This is a genomic window from Enterococcus sp. AZ167, from assembly GCF_051714025.1.
In the GTDB taxonomy this organism is placed as follows: Bacteria; Bacillota; Bacilli; order Lactobacillales; family Enterococcaceae; genus Enterococcus_D; species Enterococcus_D casseliflavus.
Genome location: NZ_JBIORB010000001.1, coordinates 1,256,716 through 1,270,653 on the forward strand (window position 1 = coordinate 1,256,716; position 13,938 = coordinate 1,270,653).

The following is a 13,938-nucleotide window of genomic DNA, read 5'->3' on the forward strand; positions in this document are numbered from 1 at the left end:
TCTTCTTGTTTATAATAAATTATTTTACTTAATATGTAAATAGTTTTACTAAATTAATTTCTTCAACGGAGTAAATAAACGGATAAAATCAAGGTTTATCTCAAAAATAATTTTTCAAAATACCACCACGCTCTAAACTTTCACTATTGAGTAAATATATTTAGTAAATTCATTTACTTGGTAAAGTTGTTAGCGTATACTAGAAGAAAGAGGTGAAGAAGATTGGTTACAATAAAAAAAATTGCCGAGCAATCAGGCTTTTCACAAGCGACTGTTTCCCGATTATTGAAAGGCGACGAATCGTTGTCGATCGCTGCCGATACGCGTCAAAAAATTATTCATACCGCTTTATCACTAGGTTATGATCGCTCAAAAATAAAAACAACACTAGAAAAAATCGCCGTCCTTTTCTGGCTGACAGAACAAGAAGAGCTGCAAGATGTCTATTTTCGACAATTGCGTATCTCTTTAGAAAAATATGCGAAAATCAACAATTTGGAAATTCAACTGATCACCCATGAAGATGATGTTTTAGAAACACTGCAAGAAGTCGCCGGATTTATTGGGATTGGCTCTTTCACTGAGAAAGAAACGCAGCAGTTCAAATCCGTTTGCCCCTATGGCGTCCTTTTGGAAATCAACCCCTGTCCAGAGTTGTTCGATACGGTCAAACCTGATACTGATCGAATGACGCAACTGGCGATCGATCTATTTTTAACAAAAGGATACCGAAAGATCGGCTTTATTGGTGGTGCTTATCTAAATCCTGATACCCAACGTGCAGAAATGGATAGTCGCGAGGTCATCTTCCGTCAAACGCTGGCTCGTCGAGATGCGCTCGATGAGGCGTTCTTATTTAGTGGTGGCAATTTTTCCGTTGAAACCGGCTATCGTTTGGCGAAAAAAATGGTGGAATCCCTTGGTGACAATTTGCCAGAGGCGCTCTTTGTGGCTTCTGACACCATCGCAGTTGGTGTGCTCCAAGCGTTAAACGAACGATCCATCATCATTCCTGATCGCTTGGAATTAATCAGTATCAACGACAATGAGATCGCAAAATTTGTGGCTCCCCCTCTAACAACCTTTAAAATTGATGTGGAGGAAATCGCCAAAACCGCGATCGATTTATTGGTGGATCAGATCGTTCATCCTCGAGCGATCACCAAAACAGTCCTTTTAGGGGCTGAACTCATCGAACGAAAAAGCTTTACGCAAGCATAAAAAACGCCCCTAGAAAGTTAGAAAAAGCTAACTTTCTAAGGGCGTTTTATTGTCTAAATCGAAAAAAGCACTCTTTCGTTTTTCACATCTCTTTCGCCACAGCATACACAAGATGCGGCATGTCCACTTGCCGATAGTGTTTGACAAAGCGATCCACCAGCTTCATTCCATTGCGCAATGCCACATTTATGGAGGCTTGATTGGTCTCACGAATGATCGAATAAACACTGGCGGCATTCAGCGTTGCAAACGCATAGTCTTTACAAGCCTGGGCGGCTTCTGTGGCAAACCCATGATGCCAGGAGTTCTTTTGAAACAAGTACCCAATTTCTAAAACGGCTTCTCCCTTGACGTCTTGCCATGTCAACCCGCATTGACCGATCGCTTGCCCGGATGCTTTCTCGATCACTAGCCACAAGCCAATGTGATCGTTTTGATAGCGTTGCAGCTGTTTGTCGATCCAACCAGTGACTTCTTGCTCACTGAAGGGTCCTTCATAGGCAATCATAACTTCTGGATCTTGCAAAATCTTTTCAATTGCTGGTCGATCGTCGTGACTCATTTCTCGCAGGACTAATCGCTTAGTTTCAATTAGTGGTTCCATGGTGGTTGCGCTCCTTCCTATTCCATTCGGTTTCTTTTCAAAAAATACCAACTTGCTGCCCATGCGGTGATGGGTAAAATAATCACCGCTGCCAGACCCGTGATCAAACAAACGACCAATTCTGAGACGAACGCCTTCGAATTGATCATTTCACCAAAGGAGATCGACAAATCTTGAAACCACGCAATCAACGCCAGATTACTTCCCATAAAGGCAAACAATAAGGTATTGATCGTTGAAGACAATACGTCTGATACCACGGTCATACTACTTTTACTTAATGCCTTGATCGAGACTTGCGGGTTTGCTTGAAAAAGTTCATAGGTCGCAGTGCTGATCGCCATACTCCCATCTGCCACCGCCCCCGAAAAACTCATCAAAATGATCGCAGTCATCAATGTCTTAAAATCGATGGCTACATCAAAGGAATACATCGCCAACTCATCCAGTTCCTCTGCCGAAAACCCATGCAGATTCATTGCAGAGAGCACAAGCGGAAATAGTAGTAGAAAAATCCCTAGAAAGACCAACACACAGACAAAGGCAATTTTGGTTTTCTGATTGACGCCGTTCACGAAAAACAAGGTGATCGCCGCCACGGTTAAAAAGGCAACACAAGCCGCTGGTAAAATCGGTGTCCCTCGGTCAATCAGGACCAGCAGCGCTAGAAAGACAGCCACATTCATAAACAGACCAGTGACTTGAAACAGCCCTTCGATCCGAAAAACAGCGAAGGTCAGCAAGAGAAAAAGCAAGCTCAACACAAACAAAACATTCATTTTGCTTTCCTCCTTTGTAGTTCAAAGCAAAGGAGCGTCAACGGTACCGATAAAACCAGCGCAAAGCCGCCGCATAATGTACGCACTATTTCTAAAGAAAGATGCATCGGCAATGCTTGCGACAGCAGCCAGCCATTTGCTAGGTAAAACAATAGCGCTGGCATACTCCCACTTAAATAAGCAAACAACAAGACATTGATCATCGAAGAAGTCGTATCTTGCGCGATGGACCGACCGATCGCTAATCGTTCCTTGCGGCTAGTCTGGGGATTGATGCGCTGGATCTCATCTAGACTGGCAATCAGCATGACAATATTGTCCATGCTGGCACCAATCGCGCCAATCAGCAGACTCCCTAGATAAACACTGCGATACGGACGGGTCAGAAACGACATTTCTTCATAGCGCAACCCATGATCTTGCAAAAGATCCATGGCGAACCGACAGAGAAAAAACGCCAAGAGGACGCTGGCTAACGAGGCAATGATTTTACGGCTGTCGATCGTACGAAAGCCATAGGAAATCCCCATCGTCAAAACCAACGAGACGATCGTAAAAACGATCATCAAAAAGACCAATGAAAAGGAGCTGTTGCCTTTGTGAAACCAAAGAAAAAGGAGCAGCAAGCCAGTATTCACAAAGATACTAAGTAAAGCCCGCAAGCCCTTTTTGCCACCAATTGCGACTACTGCCATCAAAAATAAGGCAAGGAAGAAAAAGAGATACCCATCCCGTTTTTGTGCTTGTACCTGCCAGCCATCCCCTTCTTTTTGCAAAAGCAGCTGTTGTCCGGTCTGATACAATGGATGAATCGCACCGTTGGGGGTGTATTGCGTAGTGACTGTCCGTAGTACCCCAGCTTCTTCTCCGTTACGAACGATCCCTTGGATCTGCTGCTGGTCGGAGGTGACTTGAACCGTTTGTACTTCTATGATCGGCTGTGCATAAAAGCGGCTGCTTTGGGTTTGGATCAGCCAGCTCAAGACCAGCACGCTAACAAAGGCCGCTAGATAATAATACTTTTTCAAGATCGTCTCCTTTCATTTTCAGCAAAAAAAGACTTAGACAAACCCCCAGTCCTACGACCGATCACCTTGTGAGGCTGGATGACTGGTCGAAATGGTTACTGTGTCGGCGAGACTAACTGCTTTGCTAGTCGCCTGTTTTGTCAAAGTCCTTTTACTTGCTCGTTTTGCTTACACGACATTTTGCGGTGTACCTGCTTTAAAGCCGCTTAAGTTCGCCACAGCAATCCCCATCAAACGACGCCGCGTTTCGACGGGTGCCCAAGCGATATGCGGTGTCAAATAGCAATTTGGCGCCTGTAATAAGGGATTGTCAGCTGCGATCGGTTCTTTTGAAACGACATCTGCCGCCAAGGCTGCGATCTGCCCTGTTTGCAGCGCTTCAGCAACTGCCGCTTCATCGATCAAGCCGCCACGGGCGGTATTGATCAGGATCGCAGAAGATTTCATTTGTGCCAATGCTGTGCGATCGATCATTTTTTCTGTCTCAGGAAACTGCGGAACATGAAGGCTGATGATATCTGCTTCTTGATACAATTCCGCCAGCGAAACTTGTTTTGCCCAATCCGCTTGTGCTGGTTTTGGTCGATGATTAAAGTAGATCACCTTCAACTGAAACGCATGAGCGATCGTGGCAACTGCTTGAGCAATTGCACCATATCCAATCAGCCCAATCGTTTTGCCTGCCAATTCCATCAATGGTGTCTGCCAATAAGAAAAATCTTTGCTGGTTTGCCAGTCGCCCTGATGTACGGAACGATTATGGTGTCCCACTTGATTCGTCACTTCCAGCAGCAAAGCAAAGGTCGCTTGTGCCACTGCATTGGTACTGTAGCTAGGAATATTGGTCACGGTGATTCCCTGTTCCTTCGCTGCTGCCAGATCAACGACATTGTATCCAGTTGCCAAGACCCCAATGTAGGTCAATTGCGGACATGCTTTGAGCACATCTGCGGTGATCGGCGTTTTATTTGTCAAAATTGCTTCGGCATCGCCGATTCGCTCAATAATTTCTTGTTTATCTGTATACGAGGTACGATCATACACCGTCACCTCTCCTAATTCTTCAAACCCTTGCCAAGACAAATCTCCTGGATTCAACGCATAGCCATCAAGTACAACGATCTTCATTCTTTCGCTCCTCTCGCTTTTCCTTTTGCTTTTCCATAAAAAACGGGAATTCCTAGTAACGTCACGCCGATTCCCACGACTGCTAACCACGTGTCAGTGATCAAGGTCATGATCAAGATAAAACAGCCGCCTAAGATCGCAATCAAGGGAATGATTGGATAGAAGGGAACTTTATACGGACGCTTCATCTGCGGTTCTGTTTTTCGCAAACGAAAAACTCCTACAAATAATAATACACTAAAGAACCACATAACAAAAACCAGCATATCGGTCAAGAGATCAAAGGTGCCTAAAAGCATCATGATACACGCGATCCCTAATTGTAAAAAGGCCGCCGCATAAGGTGCATTGGTGGTTTTACTTAAGGTGGCAAAGGTCTTGCTGAAAGGAATCTCATCTTCCAATGCCATGGCATAAGGAACTCGTAAACCAGTCATTGTATAGCCGTTCAATGCGCCATACACAGAGATCAGGATACCGATCGTGACCAGTTTTCCGCCAAAGCTGCCAAACAAGGCCATCGCAGTTTCTGAGGCACTGTTCAAATTACCAGCGATTTGATCGATCGGCAATGTTTTTAAAAAGGCAACATTGATCAACACGTACACCAAGGTAACAAAACTCAACCCAAAGATGATGGCTTTTGGTAAATCTTTTTCAGGTCGCTTCATTTCCCCAGCGACATTACCGACTCCCATCCAACCGTCATAAGCAAAAAGGGTTGCTAAGAGGGCACTACTGATACCAGCTGCAAGCGATCCTTGAGTATTGGAAGAAAAATCCACCAATGAGACCGATACTTGCCCTGGTGTCAACAGACCTGCCACGATGATCACCGCAATCGGGATCAGCTTGACTGCTAACGTGACGGACTGGACTTGAGCAGCGGCTTTTGTTCCCAAAAGATTGATCAAGGTCACACTCGTTCCGGTCAAAATCGATAAAGGAAGCAAATAATTGCTGGGTAGATGAAATAAGTTCAAACACTGGGTCGCAAAAATAATACTTAAAGCCGCCACGTTCGCTGGAAAGTAAATGATACTTTGTGCCCAGCCTAATAAAAAGGAGGGTAATTTTCCATAGATTCTTTCAATATATCGAATGGGTCCGCCAGTCTTAGGAATCGCCGTCGCTAACTCCGCCACCGTCAAACCGCCGCAAATCGTTAGAAAGCCGGCAAGCAGCCAAACCAACAAGGTCAAACCGGTGGATTGGGTCTGCTGGACCACAGCCGCTGCTTTGAAAAACACGCCGGCGCCGATCACCGTTCCCATTACTGTCGATAATGCCCCAAAAAAACTGATTTCTTTTTTCAATTGACTTTTCACAACATCACATCCTTTTTAAATGAATAAGTCAAAGTATAGCGGATAGAAACTATCTTGACTAGAGGAATTTCAGAAAACAAAAAGCAAATACCATGAAAAGACGGCATTTGCTCCAAAATTTTTTTATTCTTTTGTGGATTCTTGAAAAACCAGCAACGGAAGCTGTCGTTTTTTGTGCATTTGTTGAACCAAATAAATTCCTGCCAGCAAGATGATCGGGAAAACGATCGCCCCTAGAATCCCAACCTGCAGCTGTTGTCCCGTCCATTCGACGATACTGCCGACGACAGCGGGTCCGATTGAACACCCTAAATCTCCTGCTAATGCCAAATAAGCAAATAGCGCCGTTCCGCCGTTGCGAATGTATTGCGCAGAAAGACTAAAGACCCCTGGCCACATGATCCCTACGGCAAAACCGCTTAAGCCGCAGCCAAGGAACCCGATCAATGGCAATGAAGCAAAGCCGATCATCATATACGCCAGTAGGCAAAGCAAAACACTCAAAAACATAAAGCGTTTCAAATCGATGCGTTCCCCGAACTTGCCGTAAAGCAAGCGGGAGATCCCCATCATCAAGGCAAAAACCATTGGCCCTGCTAAATCGCCTAGCGTCTTACTAACGCCTAAGCCCTGTTCGGCAAAGGTCGATGCCCATTGGCTGACTGCTTGTTCGCTGGCTCCAGCACAGACCATCATCACCAGAAACAGCCAAAAGCTTTTCAAGGAAAAGAGCTGCCGAGTGGTCAACCCTCGTTCTCCTCCGGCAACGATTGGCGCCAACGGGACTTTGGTAAAGAAAAACAAATTGACCAACGGGATCAGCGCCCAGATGATCGCCAAAATCGGCCACTGTTGAATACCGAACACCATGAAGAACGCAGTTGAGAACATAACGACCCCCACGTACCCCCAGCAATAAAACGAGTGCAGCATGCTCATCGTTTTTTCCTTATGTTCCGTTGGACAGGCTTCAACGATGGGACTGACTAAGACTTCCAGCAAGCCACCGCCAATGGCATACAACAAAACCGCTGCTAACAATCCGCTAAACGGGGTCGGAAACCATAAGGGAAAAACGGCTAGACCAATCAAGCCGATCGCTGCAAAAAAATGCGCGGCTACGATCGACACTCGATAGCCGATGCGGTCTACAAAAAAGATTGCTGCAAAATCGACGGCTAACTGGGTCAAAAAGTTAAAACTAACCAGCAAAGTAATCTGGCTGATCGGTAGCTGGTATTGGCTTTGAAAGGTCAAAAATAATAAGGGGGCAAAATTATTGATGACGGCTTGAACGATGTACCCTACAAAGCAAGCCGCAATCGTCGAACGATAACTTTTCATTTTCACTTCTCCTTTACTCGTCTTATCAGTATACCAAGTCCAATAAGACAGTAACCATGGAGAAAACACTTTTTTTACCCAGAGAATCTTAAGGAAATCAGGATTTTTCTTCCTTCAGATAATTCCCTTAAATGGAAGCAGCAAAAAAGCTGCCCTTACAGACAGCTTTTTCCGACTTATTCTCAAGGCTAGGCGTTTTTCTTCCGAGCAGCGATGGTTTTCATGGTGGCTTCAAAGATTGGGCCAATAAAGACGATACACAAGAGAGTACCTAACCCAACACTGGCGCCTAGCGCAAAACCGATCAAGACCATGGCTGCATCCAAGCCGATACGGATCGTTTTTTGCGTCAATTTGCTTCGTTTGTAGATCAAGGCAGTCAAGGCTTCTAACGCCGCTGATCCTTTGTTGGAAGAAACGTAGATACCAGCGCCGATCCCAAATAAGATCGGTGCAGCGAAAATAGCGATCCAAGGATAAAAAGGCAAATGAATCGATACTTTGTCCATCACTGGTTCAAAGATCCCAATCAACAGGCCTAAGCCAATCCCGTTGATAAAACTGCCAATGCCTAATTCGGCACGATCAAAGACTGCAACGAACAACAAAACAATAATATTAAAACACAAACTGGCAATCCAAAAAGGGACATCGACGAAATTCAAAATTCCTAGTAAAAACGTACTGATCGTATCATAACCTTGATGGGCGGTGATCAATAAGGAAATGGCCAACGCAATCAGCCCGGTACCTATCAAAACTTGTGCAAATTTTTTGGTTTCTTTCACAACATCACGCTCTCTTCTTTATTTTTCCTCTCTTAGTTTACCGTGAAAGCGTCACAATTACTATCATTTAATCACAAAAACCAGAATTTTTTTGAAGAAATCTAAATTCAATCAAGGGATTCATAATGCTGTTCATAGGTATCGCGAAACTCTTTGGGGGTCAGACCATTCAATTTCTTAAACATTTTGGAAAAATAGTTGGTATTGTTGTAACCAATACGATCGCCGATCTCACTGATCGTAGCTTTCGAATGAAGCAGCAGCTGCTGGGCTTGCTTGATCCGCACCAGATTGACGTACTGATTAAAGCTCATTTCCGTTTCTTTCTTAAAGAGCTGGCCCAAATAAACGACGCTGACATGCAGTTCTTCTGCCGCTGATTTGACCGTCAAATCATGGGTATAGCCTTCTTCGATCAGTTGGATCGTCTTTTGAACGATCTCCGAATAGCGTTTTTGCGGTGGCTGCGATTTCGCCAGCTCCAGCACATCATCAAAGAGCTGCCGCAAATCTGCCAGTGTATTAGACTCACGAATCCGTGCCAAAATCTGTTCATGGTTTTCATGGGAAAGTACTGGTAACTGCCGATAAATATCGTTGAACAACAAGAACGAAACATAGCGAACATGCTCAGGGTCTGCTTGGGTTTGTTCCAAAATAGCGAACATTTTATCCAGCTCATGTTGGATCGTTTTGACATCCCCAATGGTCAATGCTTTGTTAAAAGACAGAAACGGGAGTTCTTCGTTTCGCTCTAAAATATCCACGTGGATCGTCTGTTCTTGTAAGAACAGATCCGGGTAGAAGGCTTGCAGTGACTGAACCTGTTTGATTTTTTCATAGGCTTTATACAAATTCTCCCACTCGTTGATGGTCTCGCTCATGATCAACTGCCAGTCTGTACTATTGAGCTGCTGTGCCAGTGCTTTTAGGTCAGCGTTGATTTGCTGCCTTGGTCCAGCAGCAGTAATGATCACTTGGTTTTCATCTAATCGCCCTGGTAAGATCAATGGCTGATCGTGTTGCTGAAAAAACGTCGTGATTTTTTGTAAGATCTCAGCAGTCCCATTGAACTGCAAAACGGTAAAGGGTGCTGCTAGTGGCACCCGCTGTTGCGCCAGCAAATGGAGGTACTCGCTTTCGTTCAATTCATCATTCAACCAAAGCAGCAGGCTTGATTCTTGATACAGTTCTTTTTCTGCCAACAGTTTTTGCTGCTCCTCTAACTCAGCTGCAATTGCTTGTACACTGCTGCGTAGTTCTTCTTTGTTAACAGGTTTGACGAGATAATTACGCACACCTAACGCCATGCCTTGTTTGACAAAGGCAAACTCCTGATAGCCTGATAGAATGATCGAGAAAAATCGATTCCCAAACGCTTGTGCTTTGCGGATCATATCGATGCCGTTCATTTCTGGCATCCGAATATCCGTGATCAGCAAATCAACGGAATGCTCTTGCAAGTACTCGAGAGCTTCACTAGCACTTTTCGCTGTATGCACCACTTCAAAGCCCAGTTCTTGCCAAGGCAAGATCATTTGCAGCCCCTGCAAGATCATGTATTCATCATCAACGAACATTGCTTTATACATCTGTCTCATGCCCCCTTTGCAAACGTTTCTCATCTAAGCGGATCTTGACCGTAAACCCAGCACCTGCCTGAGATGTAACGTCCATTTGATAGGCGCTGTTGAACATACCCCGCAACCGTTCGTGAACATTTTTGATCCCGATCGAGGTTTGGGCTCCGATCTCCTGATTTTGCAGTTCTTCTTGGATCATCGCCAACTGCTGTGCATCTGCGCCTTTGCCGTTGTCTTTGACCTCAATCACGATCTGATCGACTTCTTTATAAGCCTTGATACTGATGGCATTATCATTGCGCTGATAATCGATGCCGTGAACAAAATAGTTTTCGACAAGCGGCTGCAGCGTGAACTTCGGCAATTCCAACTGTTCTAATGCCGAATCGATGGTTACATGATAGGCGATCTTATCTGGGTAGCGCATCTGAAACAAGTAGACATATTTTTCACAAAAATCGATTTCTTCTTTTAAGGTCTTCGTCTTTTCTTGCGTCGTATTGTTCCGTAGCAGTGCCGAAAAGGCATAGACGACATCCGCCAGCTCTTCTTGGTTGCGACTCAAGGCATACATTCGAATGTATTCTAACGTGTTATACAGAAAATGCGGATTGATCTGTGCTTGCAGCGCCCGCATATCGGCGTCTCGCTGCTTGATCTCTAACGTGTAGATGTCTTTGATATACTCGTTGATACTGTAAGTCATTTGATTGATGGCTTCTGCGATTTCTTTCAGCTCTTGTTGGACATTGGCGGTATCGATCCGCTTATCAAAATTCCCTTGACTGACTTCTTTCGTCGCATAGACGATCTGCTGTACTTGCGAGGTATAGCGCTTGAAGGTCCGATGGAGCACCCATAGGACCAATAAGAGAATCCCAATCCCAAAGCTAAAAATCCAAATGGCACTAGAAAAAATATCCCGCCAGATCACACCTTTTGACAACAAGATCAGTGACAACTCTCCGCTGACGGTCGTTTGTTTTTTGATATAAAAGTCTTTCGACAGAGTGTCGTGAATAGTTCCATGAGCCACCGCCTGATCAATTTTCGCTAAGGTCTGCTTGCTAAGGTTCGCGGCATCCTTGTATAGCCGCTGACCATTGGAGGTATACAAAAAACTGTTGATACCGTGCGTTTGGTTGTCTTCTTGTCGATTGGCTAAGACATCGTCTGAGTGAAAAATCACGTAGACTTGCCCTAACGGTTGCGCATAATTACTTGGTTGGGCGATCGAACGAACAAAAAACAGACGATTTTTCAAATCGATCTGCTTGCCGCTGCGTTTTTCTCCATAAGGGGTATCTGGGGTTGCCACTAGTGTCTCATTGCTTTCATCCAGTTGAATGATGATCTCTTCGATACTAGGATGATTACGGATCAAGCGATAGAGGATATTTGGCAAATACACACTTTGTCCCGTCTGGCGAAAAATATCATTACTATAGGAAAAATAGTCTGGCAATGAAAGCTGTAAATAATTGCGCAGCGATTCAAAAGCAGTATCCGAACTGGTAAATTCGCCTAATACCGTTGAGACGACCGCGTTTTGATCCTGCACGTATGCATCCAGCTGCATACTGGTGGCTTCCACGAGGCGTTCGCTGCTATTGAAGCGGTCTGCCCCAGTATATGCCGTCAGAACCAGCATGATAATAATCGAGATGATCACCAAGAGCACGCTATACAGCTGCATCAACTGATTGATCAAAAAGTCATGTTTAAACAAACGAAAGCGCTGCTTAGTCATGTGCCAAGTCCCGATCAATGACGGTTTTTTCCTGACTGATTGCCACATGGCACCACAAAATCAATAGACTAAAGGTTCCAAAGAGCAATAGCCCTTTCATCATCCAAGTAAAAGCGAAAATACTGGCAATCCCCACTAACAATTTTAGAAAGGTCGCCATATGAAGAAACAGACACACGAAGGACAATTTCAGGTTATTCCACAAGGAAATCTCATAGGATGTGTCAAAAACCACACTTAGTAAGTACAGTAAGATACTCAATCCGCTGACGACAACTAAAACAAAAGAGATCATCAGCCAAATCAAGCCTTGGATCTGGGTAGCTAAATACAAGTTATACACTAAGAAACCTGTCAGTAGGAAGAAAAGATAAAATTGTTTATTGGCTTTGACAAAGACGCTGCGCCAAATGCGCCATGCGCTGCGAAAGCTTTGATGCTCATAATTTAGTCCTTCTTCATGGATCAAGGTACTAATGGTATGAAACGCTGGACCGATCCCTAAGATTCCGCCACCTGCCAATGTCAATACGACGAAAAACAAATTCAACTTCACGATCGCCCAAATCAAGCGAAAGCCCTTGACCAACCCACTATTTGCTGTTTCTTCCATTTAAAATTCCTCCCTTATTTGTTCCCTATCGAAAATGTAGCATGATTTTAGCTTCCTACTCAAGCTACCTGAGAATCTTTTAATGCTATGTACGTTTTAGATGCTCCATGCTTGCTGCTTGAAGGTTAAAAACAAAAGTAACGTTATTTTTTCATCAAAGATTTCGCTACTTACTTTAAAGAAAAAGCAGCCAGAAGCTAGACGTGGGAACCATTGGTCCTGATGCGTTTAGCCTCCGGCTTACTTGATCTATTGATTGGTGAGCAGCGCCTATTGCTTATTCTTGGCTTGCACGATACTCATCAAATTGTTTTTGCATTTCATCGCGGACCTTCTCCCAGCCAGCGGTTTTTAATTCTTCGTTTAGTTTCGGAACATTTTCTTCTGGATCGATCGTTCCCGTTGCTAAACTTGCTTTGTAACGGTTCATGACATTGGCGATATTCGTGATTTCTGTTTTCACATTATCAGTCTTGAAGTTGAACCCTAAGATTGGTGATGCTTCAGCGTTAGCAATATTTTCATCACGCTCTTTGATCATATCGTCTGTGATGGATTCTTGTGTATAAAGGATCATGTTGTTCCCAGTGTTCCAAGCAGCCATCCGGGTATTTGGCAAGTAGCCATCAAGGAGACGGATTTTGTTGTCTTCGCCCTCGATTTTTTCCCATGCTTCGCCTTCAACACCCCAAACCAATCCATTTAACAATTCAGGATCGCTGTTCAACAAGCCCAACACTTCCACCGCTTTTTCTTTGTTTTTCGAAACATTCGCTACGACAAAGTTTGCCATTTGCGCTTGACCTGTTGATTTTAATTGTTTCGTGATTGGACGTGAAACCAATTCATGACCTGCGGCATTGCTTAAGATCGTATCGCCGTAATCCATTGGTCCTTGGGTTTCTTCACGCATGAACCATGTGTTGCCTTCTAATGGGTAACCAGTCGTATTAGTGGCTGCATCAGTTGGGATCAAGCCTTCGTTGTACCATTTGTGCATCAATTTCAGGTTTTCCATTTGTTCATCATCTTCGTATTGATTGATGATCTTCGTTGTATCGCCGTCCAATTTAACAGCAAATGGGTAATCTTTCCCGATCACATAATCATAGTTTCCAGAAACATTAAAGGTTTGACCGATCGCAAACGGTGCGATGTTTGGTTCTTCTTCTTTAAACTTCTTCAACACGTCTTCGGCATCTGCATAAGATTCGATCCCACTGATATCCAAATCATATTTATCTAAATACTCTTTATTGAAGGTCAAGACTTGTTGGGCATAAATATTGCCGTTGACTGGAAAGGCATATAATTTTCCGTCGATCGTATTGCCTTTGATATAAGATTCGTCTAATTGATCATACGCTTCTTTGGCATATTTTGGTGCTAACTCCGTCAAATCTGCATACGCGCCTTTTTGCGCATTCGCAACATAGTTTGAGGCAAAGGAAATATCGTAGTTTTCACCCGATGAAATGATGGTACTCATTTTTTGATCCCAATCACCCCAGCCGATATACTGCAGATCGATGCGAGCGTTGGTTTTTTCTTCAATGCGTTTATTGGCGATCTCCATTAATTGATCAAAGTTTTCTGGCTTGTCCCCGACTTGATACATCAATAAAGTCGTTACACCGTCTGCATTGTTTTCTGAATCGGATGTTGCGCCGTTCGACCCACAGGCAGCCATTCCCAAAGTTGCCGCTGCGGCCATCCCAGCAAAAGCTGTTTTTTTCCACAAATTCATTTTTGTTTCCTCCCTATACTTATTT

The 13,938-nt window shown here is 44.1% G+C and carries 12 protein-coding genes; 1 reads left to right on the plus strand and 11 read right to left on the minus strand.

Annotated elements, in window-relative coordinates; all coding sequences use genetic code 11:
• Nucleotides 1–222 precede the first annotated feature (222 nt).
• Nucleotides 223–1,221 carry a LacI family DNA-binding transcriptional regulator gene (locus IGJ05_RS05890; RefSeq protein WP_081116594.1) on the plus strand — a complete coding sequence of 333 codons (999 nt, stop codon included), beginning with the start codon at nucleotides 223–225 and terminating at the stop codon, nucleotides 1,219–1,221.
• Nucleotides 1,222–1,303: 82 nt separating this feature from the next.
• Here the strand turns inward: IGJ05_RS05890 and IGJ05_RS05895 are convergent, their stop codons facing one another.
• The 11 genes from IGJ05_RS05895 to IGJ05_RS05945 form a co-directional block, all read right to left on the minus strand.
• Nucleotides 1,304–1,825, minus strand: coding sequence for a GNAT family N-acetyltransferase (locus IGJ05_RS05895; RefSeq protein ID WP_194185460.1), 522 nt, complete (start codon nucleotides 1,823–1,825; stop codon nucleotides 1,304–1,306).
• A gap of 17 nt (nucleotides 1,826–1,842) precedes the next feature.
• Nucleotides 1,843–2,604, minus strand: a complete 762-nt coding sequence (locus IGJ05_RS05900) for a YibE/F family protein (RefSeq protein WP_194185459.1) — start codon at nucleotides 2,602–2,604, stop codon at nucleotides 1,843–1,845.
• Nucleotides 2,601–3,632 carry a YibE/F family protein gene (locus tag IGJ05_RS05905; RefSeq protein ID WP_194185458.1) on the minus strand — a complete coding sequence of 344 codons (1,032 nt, stop codon included), beginning with the start codon at nucleotides 3,630–3,632 and terminating at the stop codon, nucleotides 2,601–2,603. The genes IGJ05_RS05900 and IGJ05_RS05905 overlap by 4 nt, the downstream gene beginning before the upstream one ends.
• A gap of 168 nt (nucleotides 3,633–3,800) precedes the next feature.
• Nucleotides 3,801–4,760: a D-2-hydroxyacid dehydrogenase gene (locus IGJ05_RS05910; protein ID WP_015509314.1), complete on the minus strand. Its 960-nt coding sequence runs from the start codon at nucleotides 4,758–4,760 to the stop codon at nucleotides 3,801–3,803.
• Nucleotides 4,757–6,088, minus strand: coding sequence for an APC family permease (locus IGJ05_RS05915; protein ID WP_266166464.1), 1,332 nt, complete (start codon nucleotides 6,086–6,088; stop codon nucleotides 4,757–4,759). The genes IGJ05_RS05910 and IGJ05_RS05915 overlap by 4 nt, the downstream gene beginning before the upstream one ends.
• A 123-nt stretch (nucleotides 6,089–6,211) precedes the next feature.
• The gene (locus IGJ05_RS05920; RefSeq protein WP_194185457.1) at nucleotides 6,212–7,432 is read right to left on the minus strand and encodes an MFS transporter; all 1,221 of its coding nucleotides are present in this window, start codon (nucleotides 7,430–7,432) and stop codon (nucleotides 6,212–6,214) included.
• Between the two features lie 188 nt (nucleotides 7,433–7,620).
• Nucleotides 7,621–8,220 carry a YczE/YyaS/YitT family protein gene (locus IGJ05_RS05925; RefSeq protein ID WP_194185456.1) on the minus strand — a complete coding sequence of 200 codons (600 nt, stop codon included), beginning with the start codon at nucleotides 8,218–8,220 and terminating at the stop codon, nucleotides 7,621–7,623.
• Between the two features lie 107 nt (nucleotides 8,221–8,327).
• On the minus strand, nucleotides 8,328–9,812 hold the full coding sequence (locus tag IGJ05_RS05930) for a response regulator transcription factor (RefSeq protein WP_231472409.1): 1,485 nt from the start codon (nucleotides 9,810–9,812) through the stop codon (nucleotides 8,328–8,330).
• Complete coding sequence (locus IGJ05_RS05935; RefSeq protein WP_231472408.1) at nucleotides 9,805–11,553, minus strand: sensor histidine kinase; 1,749 nt, start codon at nucleotides 11,551–11,553, stop codon at nucleotides 9,805–9,807. Before IGJ05_RS05935 ends, IGJ05_RS05930 begins: the two co-directional genes overlap by 8 nt.
• Nucleotides 11,546–12,166 (minus strand): DUF624 domain-containing protein, encoded by a 621-nt coding sequence (locus IGJ05_RS05940; RefSeq protein ID WP_231472407.1) that lies wholly within the window; start codon nucleotides 12,164–12,166, stop codon nucleotides 11,546–11,548. The genes IGJ05_RS05935 and IGJ05_RS05940 overlap by 8 nt, the downstream gene beginning before the upstream one ends.
• A gap of 277 nt (nucleotides 12,167–12,443) precedes the next feature.
• Nucleotides 12,444–13,913 (minus strand): ABC transporter substrate-binding protein, encoded by a 1,470-nt coding sequence (locus IGJ05_RS05945; protein ID WP_005225517.1) that lies wholly within the window; start codon nucleotides 13,911–13,913, stop codon nucleotides 12,444–12,446.
• Nucleotides 13,914–13,938 lie beyond the last annotated feature (25 nt).

Excerpts from the sequence above, each read along its gene's own strand:
- IGJ05_RS05895 (WP_194185460.1), bottom strand. The coding sequence starts at position 1,825 with ATGGAACCACTAATTGAAACTAAGCGATTAGTCCTGCGAGAAATGAGT.
- IGJ05_RS05900 (WP_194185459.1), bottom strand. The coding sequence starts at position 2,604 with ATGAATGTTTTGTTTGTGTTGAGCTTGCTTTTTCTCTTGCTGACCTTC.
- IGJ05_RS05910 (WP_015509314.1), bottom strand. The coding sequence starts at position 4,760 with ATGAAGATCGTTGTACTTGATGGCTATGCGTTGAATCCAGGAGATTTG.
- IGJ05_RS05920 (WP_194185457.1), bottom strand. The coding sequence starts at position 7,432 with ATGAAAAGTTATCGTTCGACGATTGCGGCTTGCTTTGTAGGGTACATC.
- IGJ05_RS05930 (WP_231472409.1), bottom strand. The coding sequence starts at position 9,812 with ATGTATAAAGCAATGTTCGTTGATGATGAATACATGATCTTGCAGGGG.
- IGJ05_RS05935 (WP_231472408.1), bottom strand. The coding sequence starts at position 11,553 with ATGACTAAGCAGCGCTTTCGTTTGTTTAAACATGACTTTTTGATCAAT.
- IGJ05_RS05940 (WP_231472407.1), bottom strand. The coding sequence starts at position 12,166 with ATGGAAGAAACAGCAAATAGTGGGTTGGTCAAGGGCTTTCGCTTGATT.
- IGJ05_RS05945 (WP_005225517.1), bottom strand. The coding sequence starts at position 13,913 with ATGAATTTGTGGAAAAAAACAGCTTTTGCTGGGATGGCCGCAGCGGCA.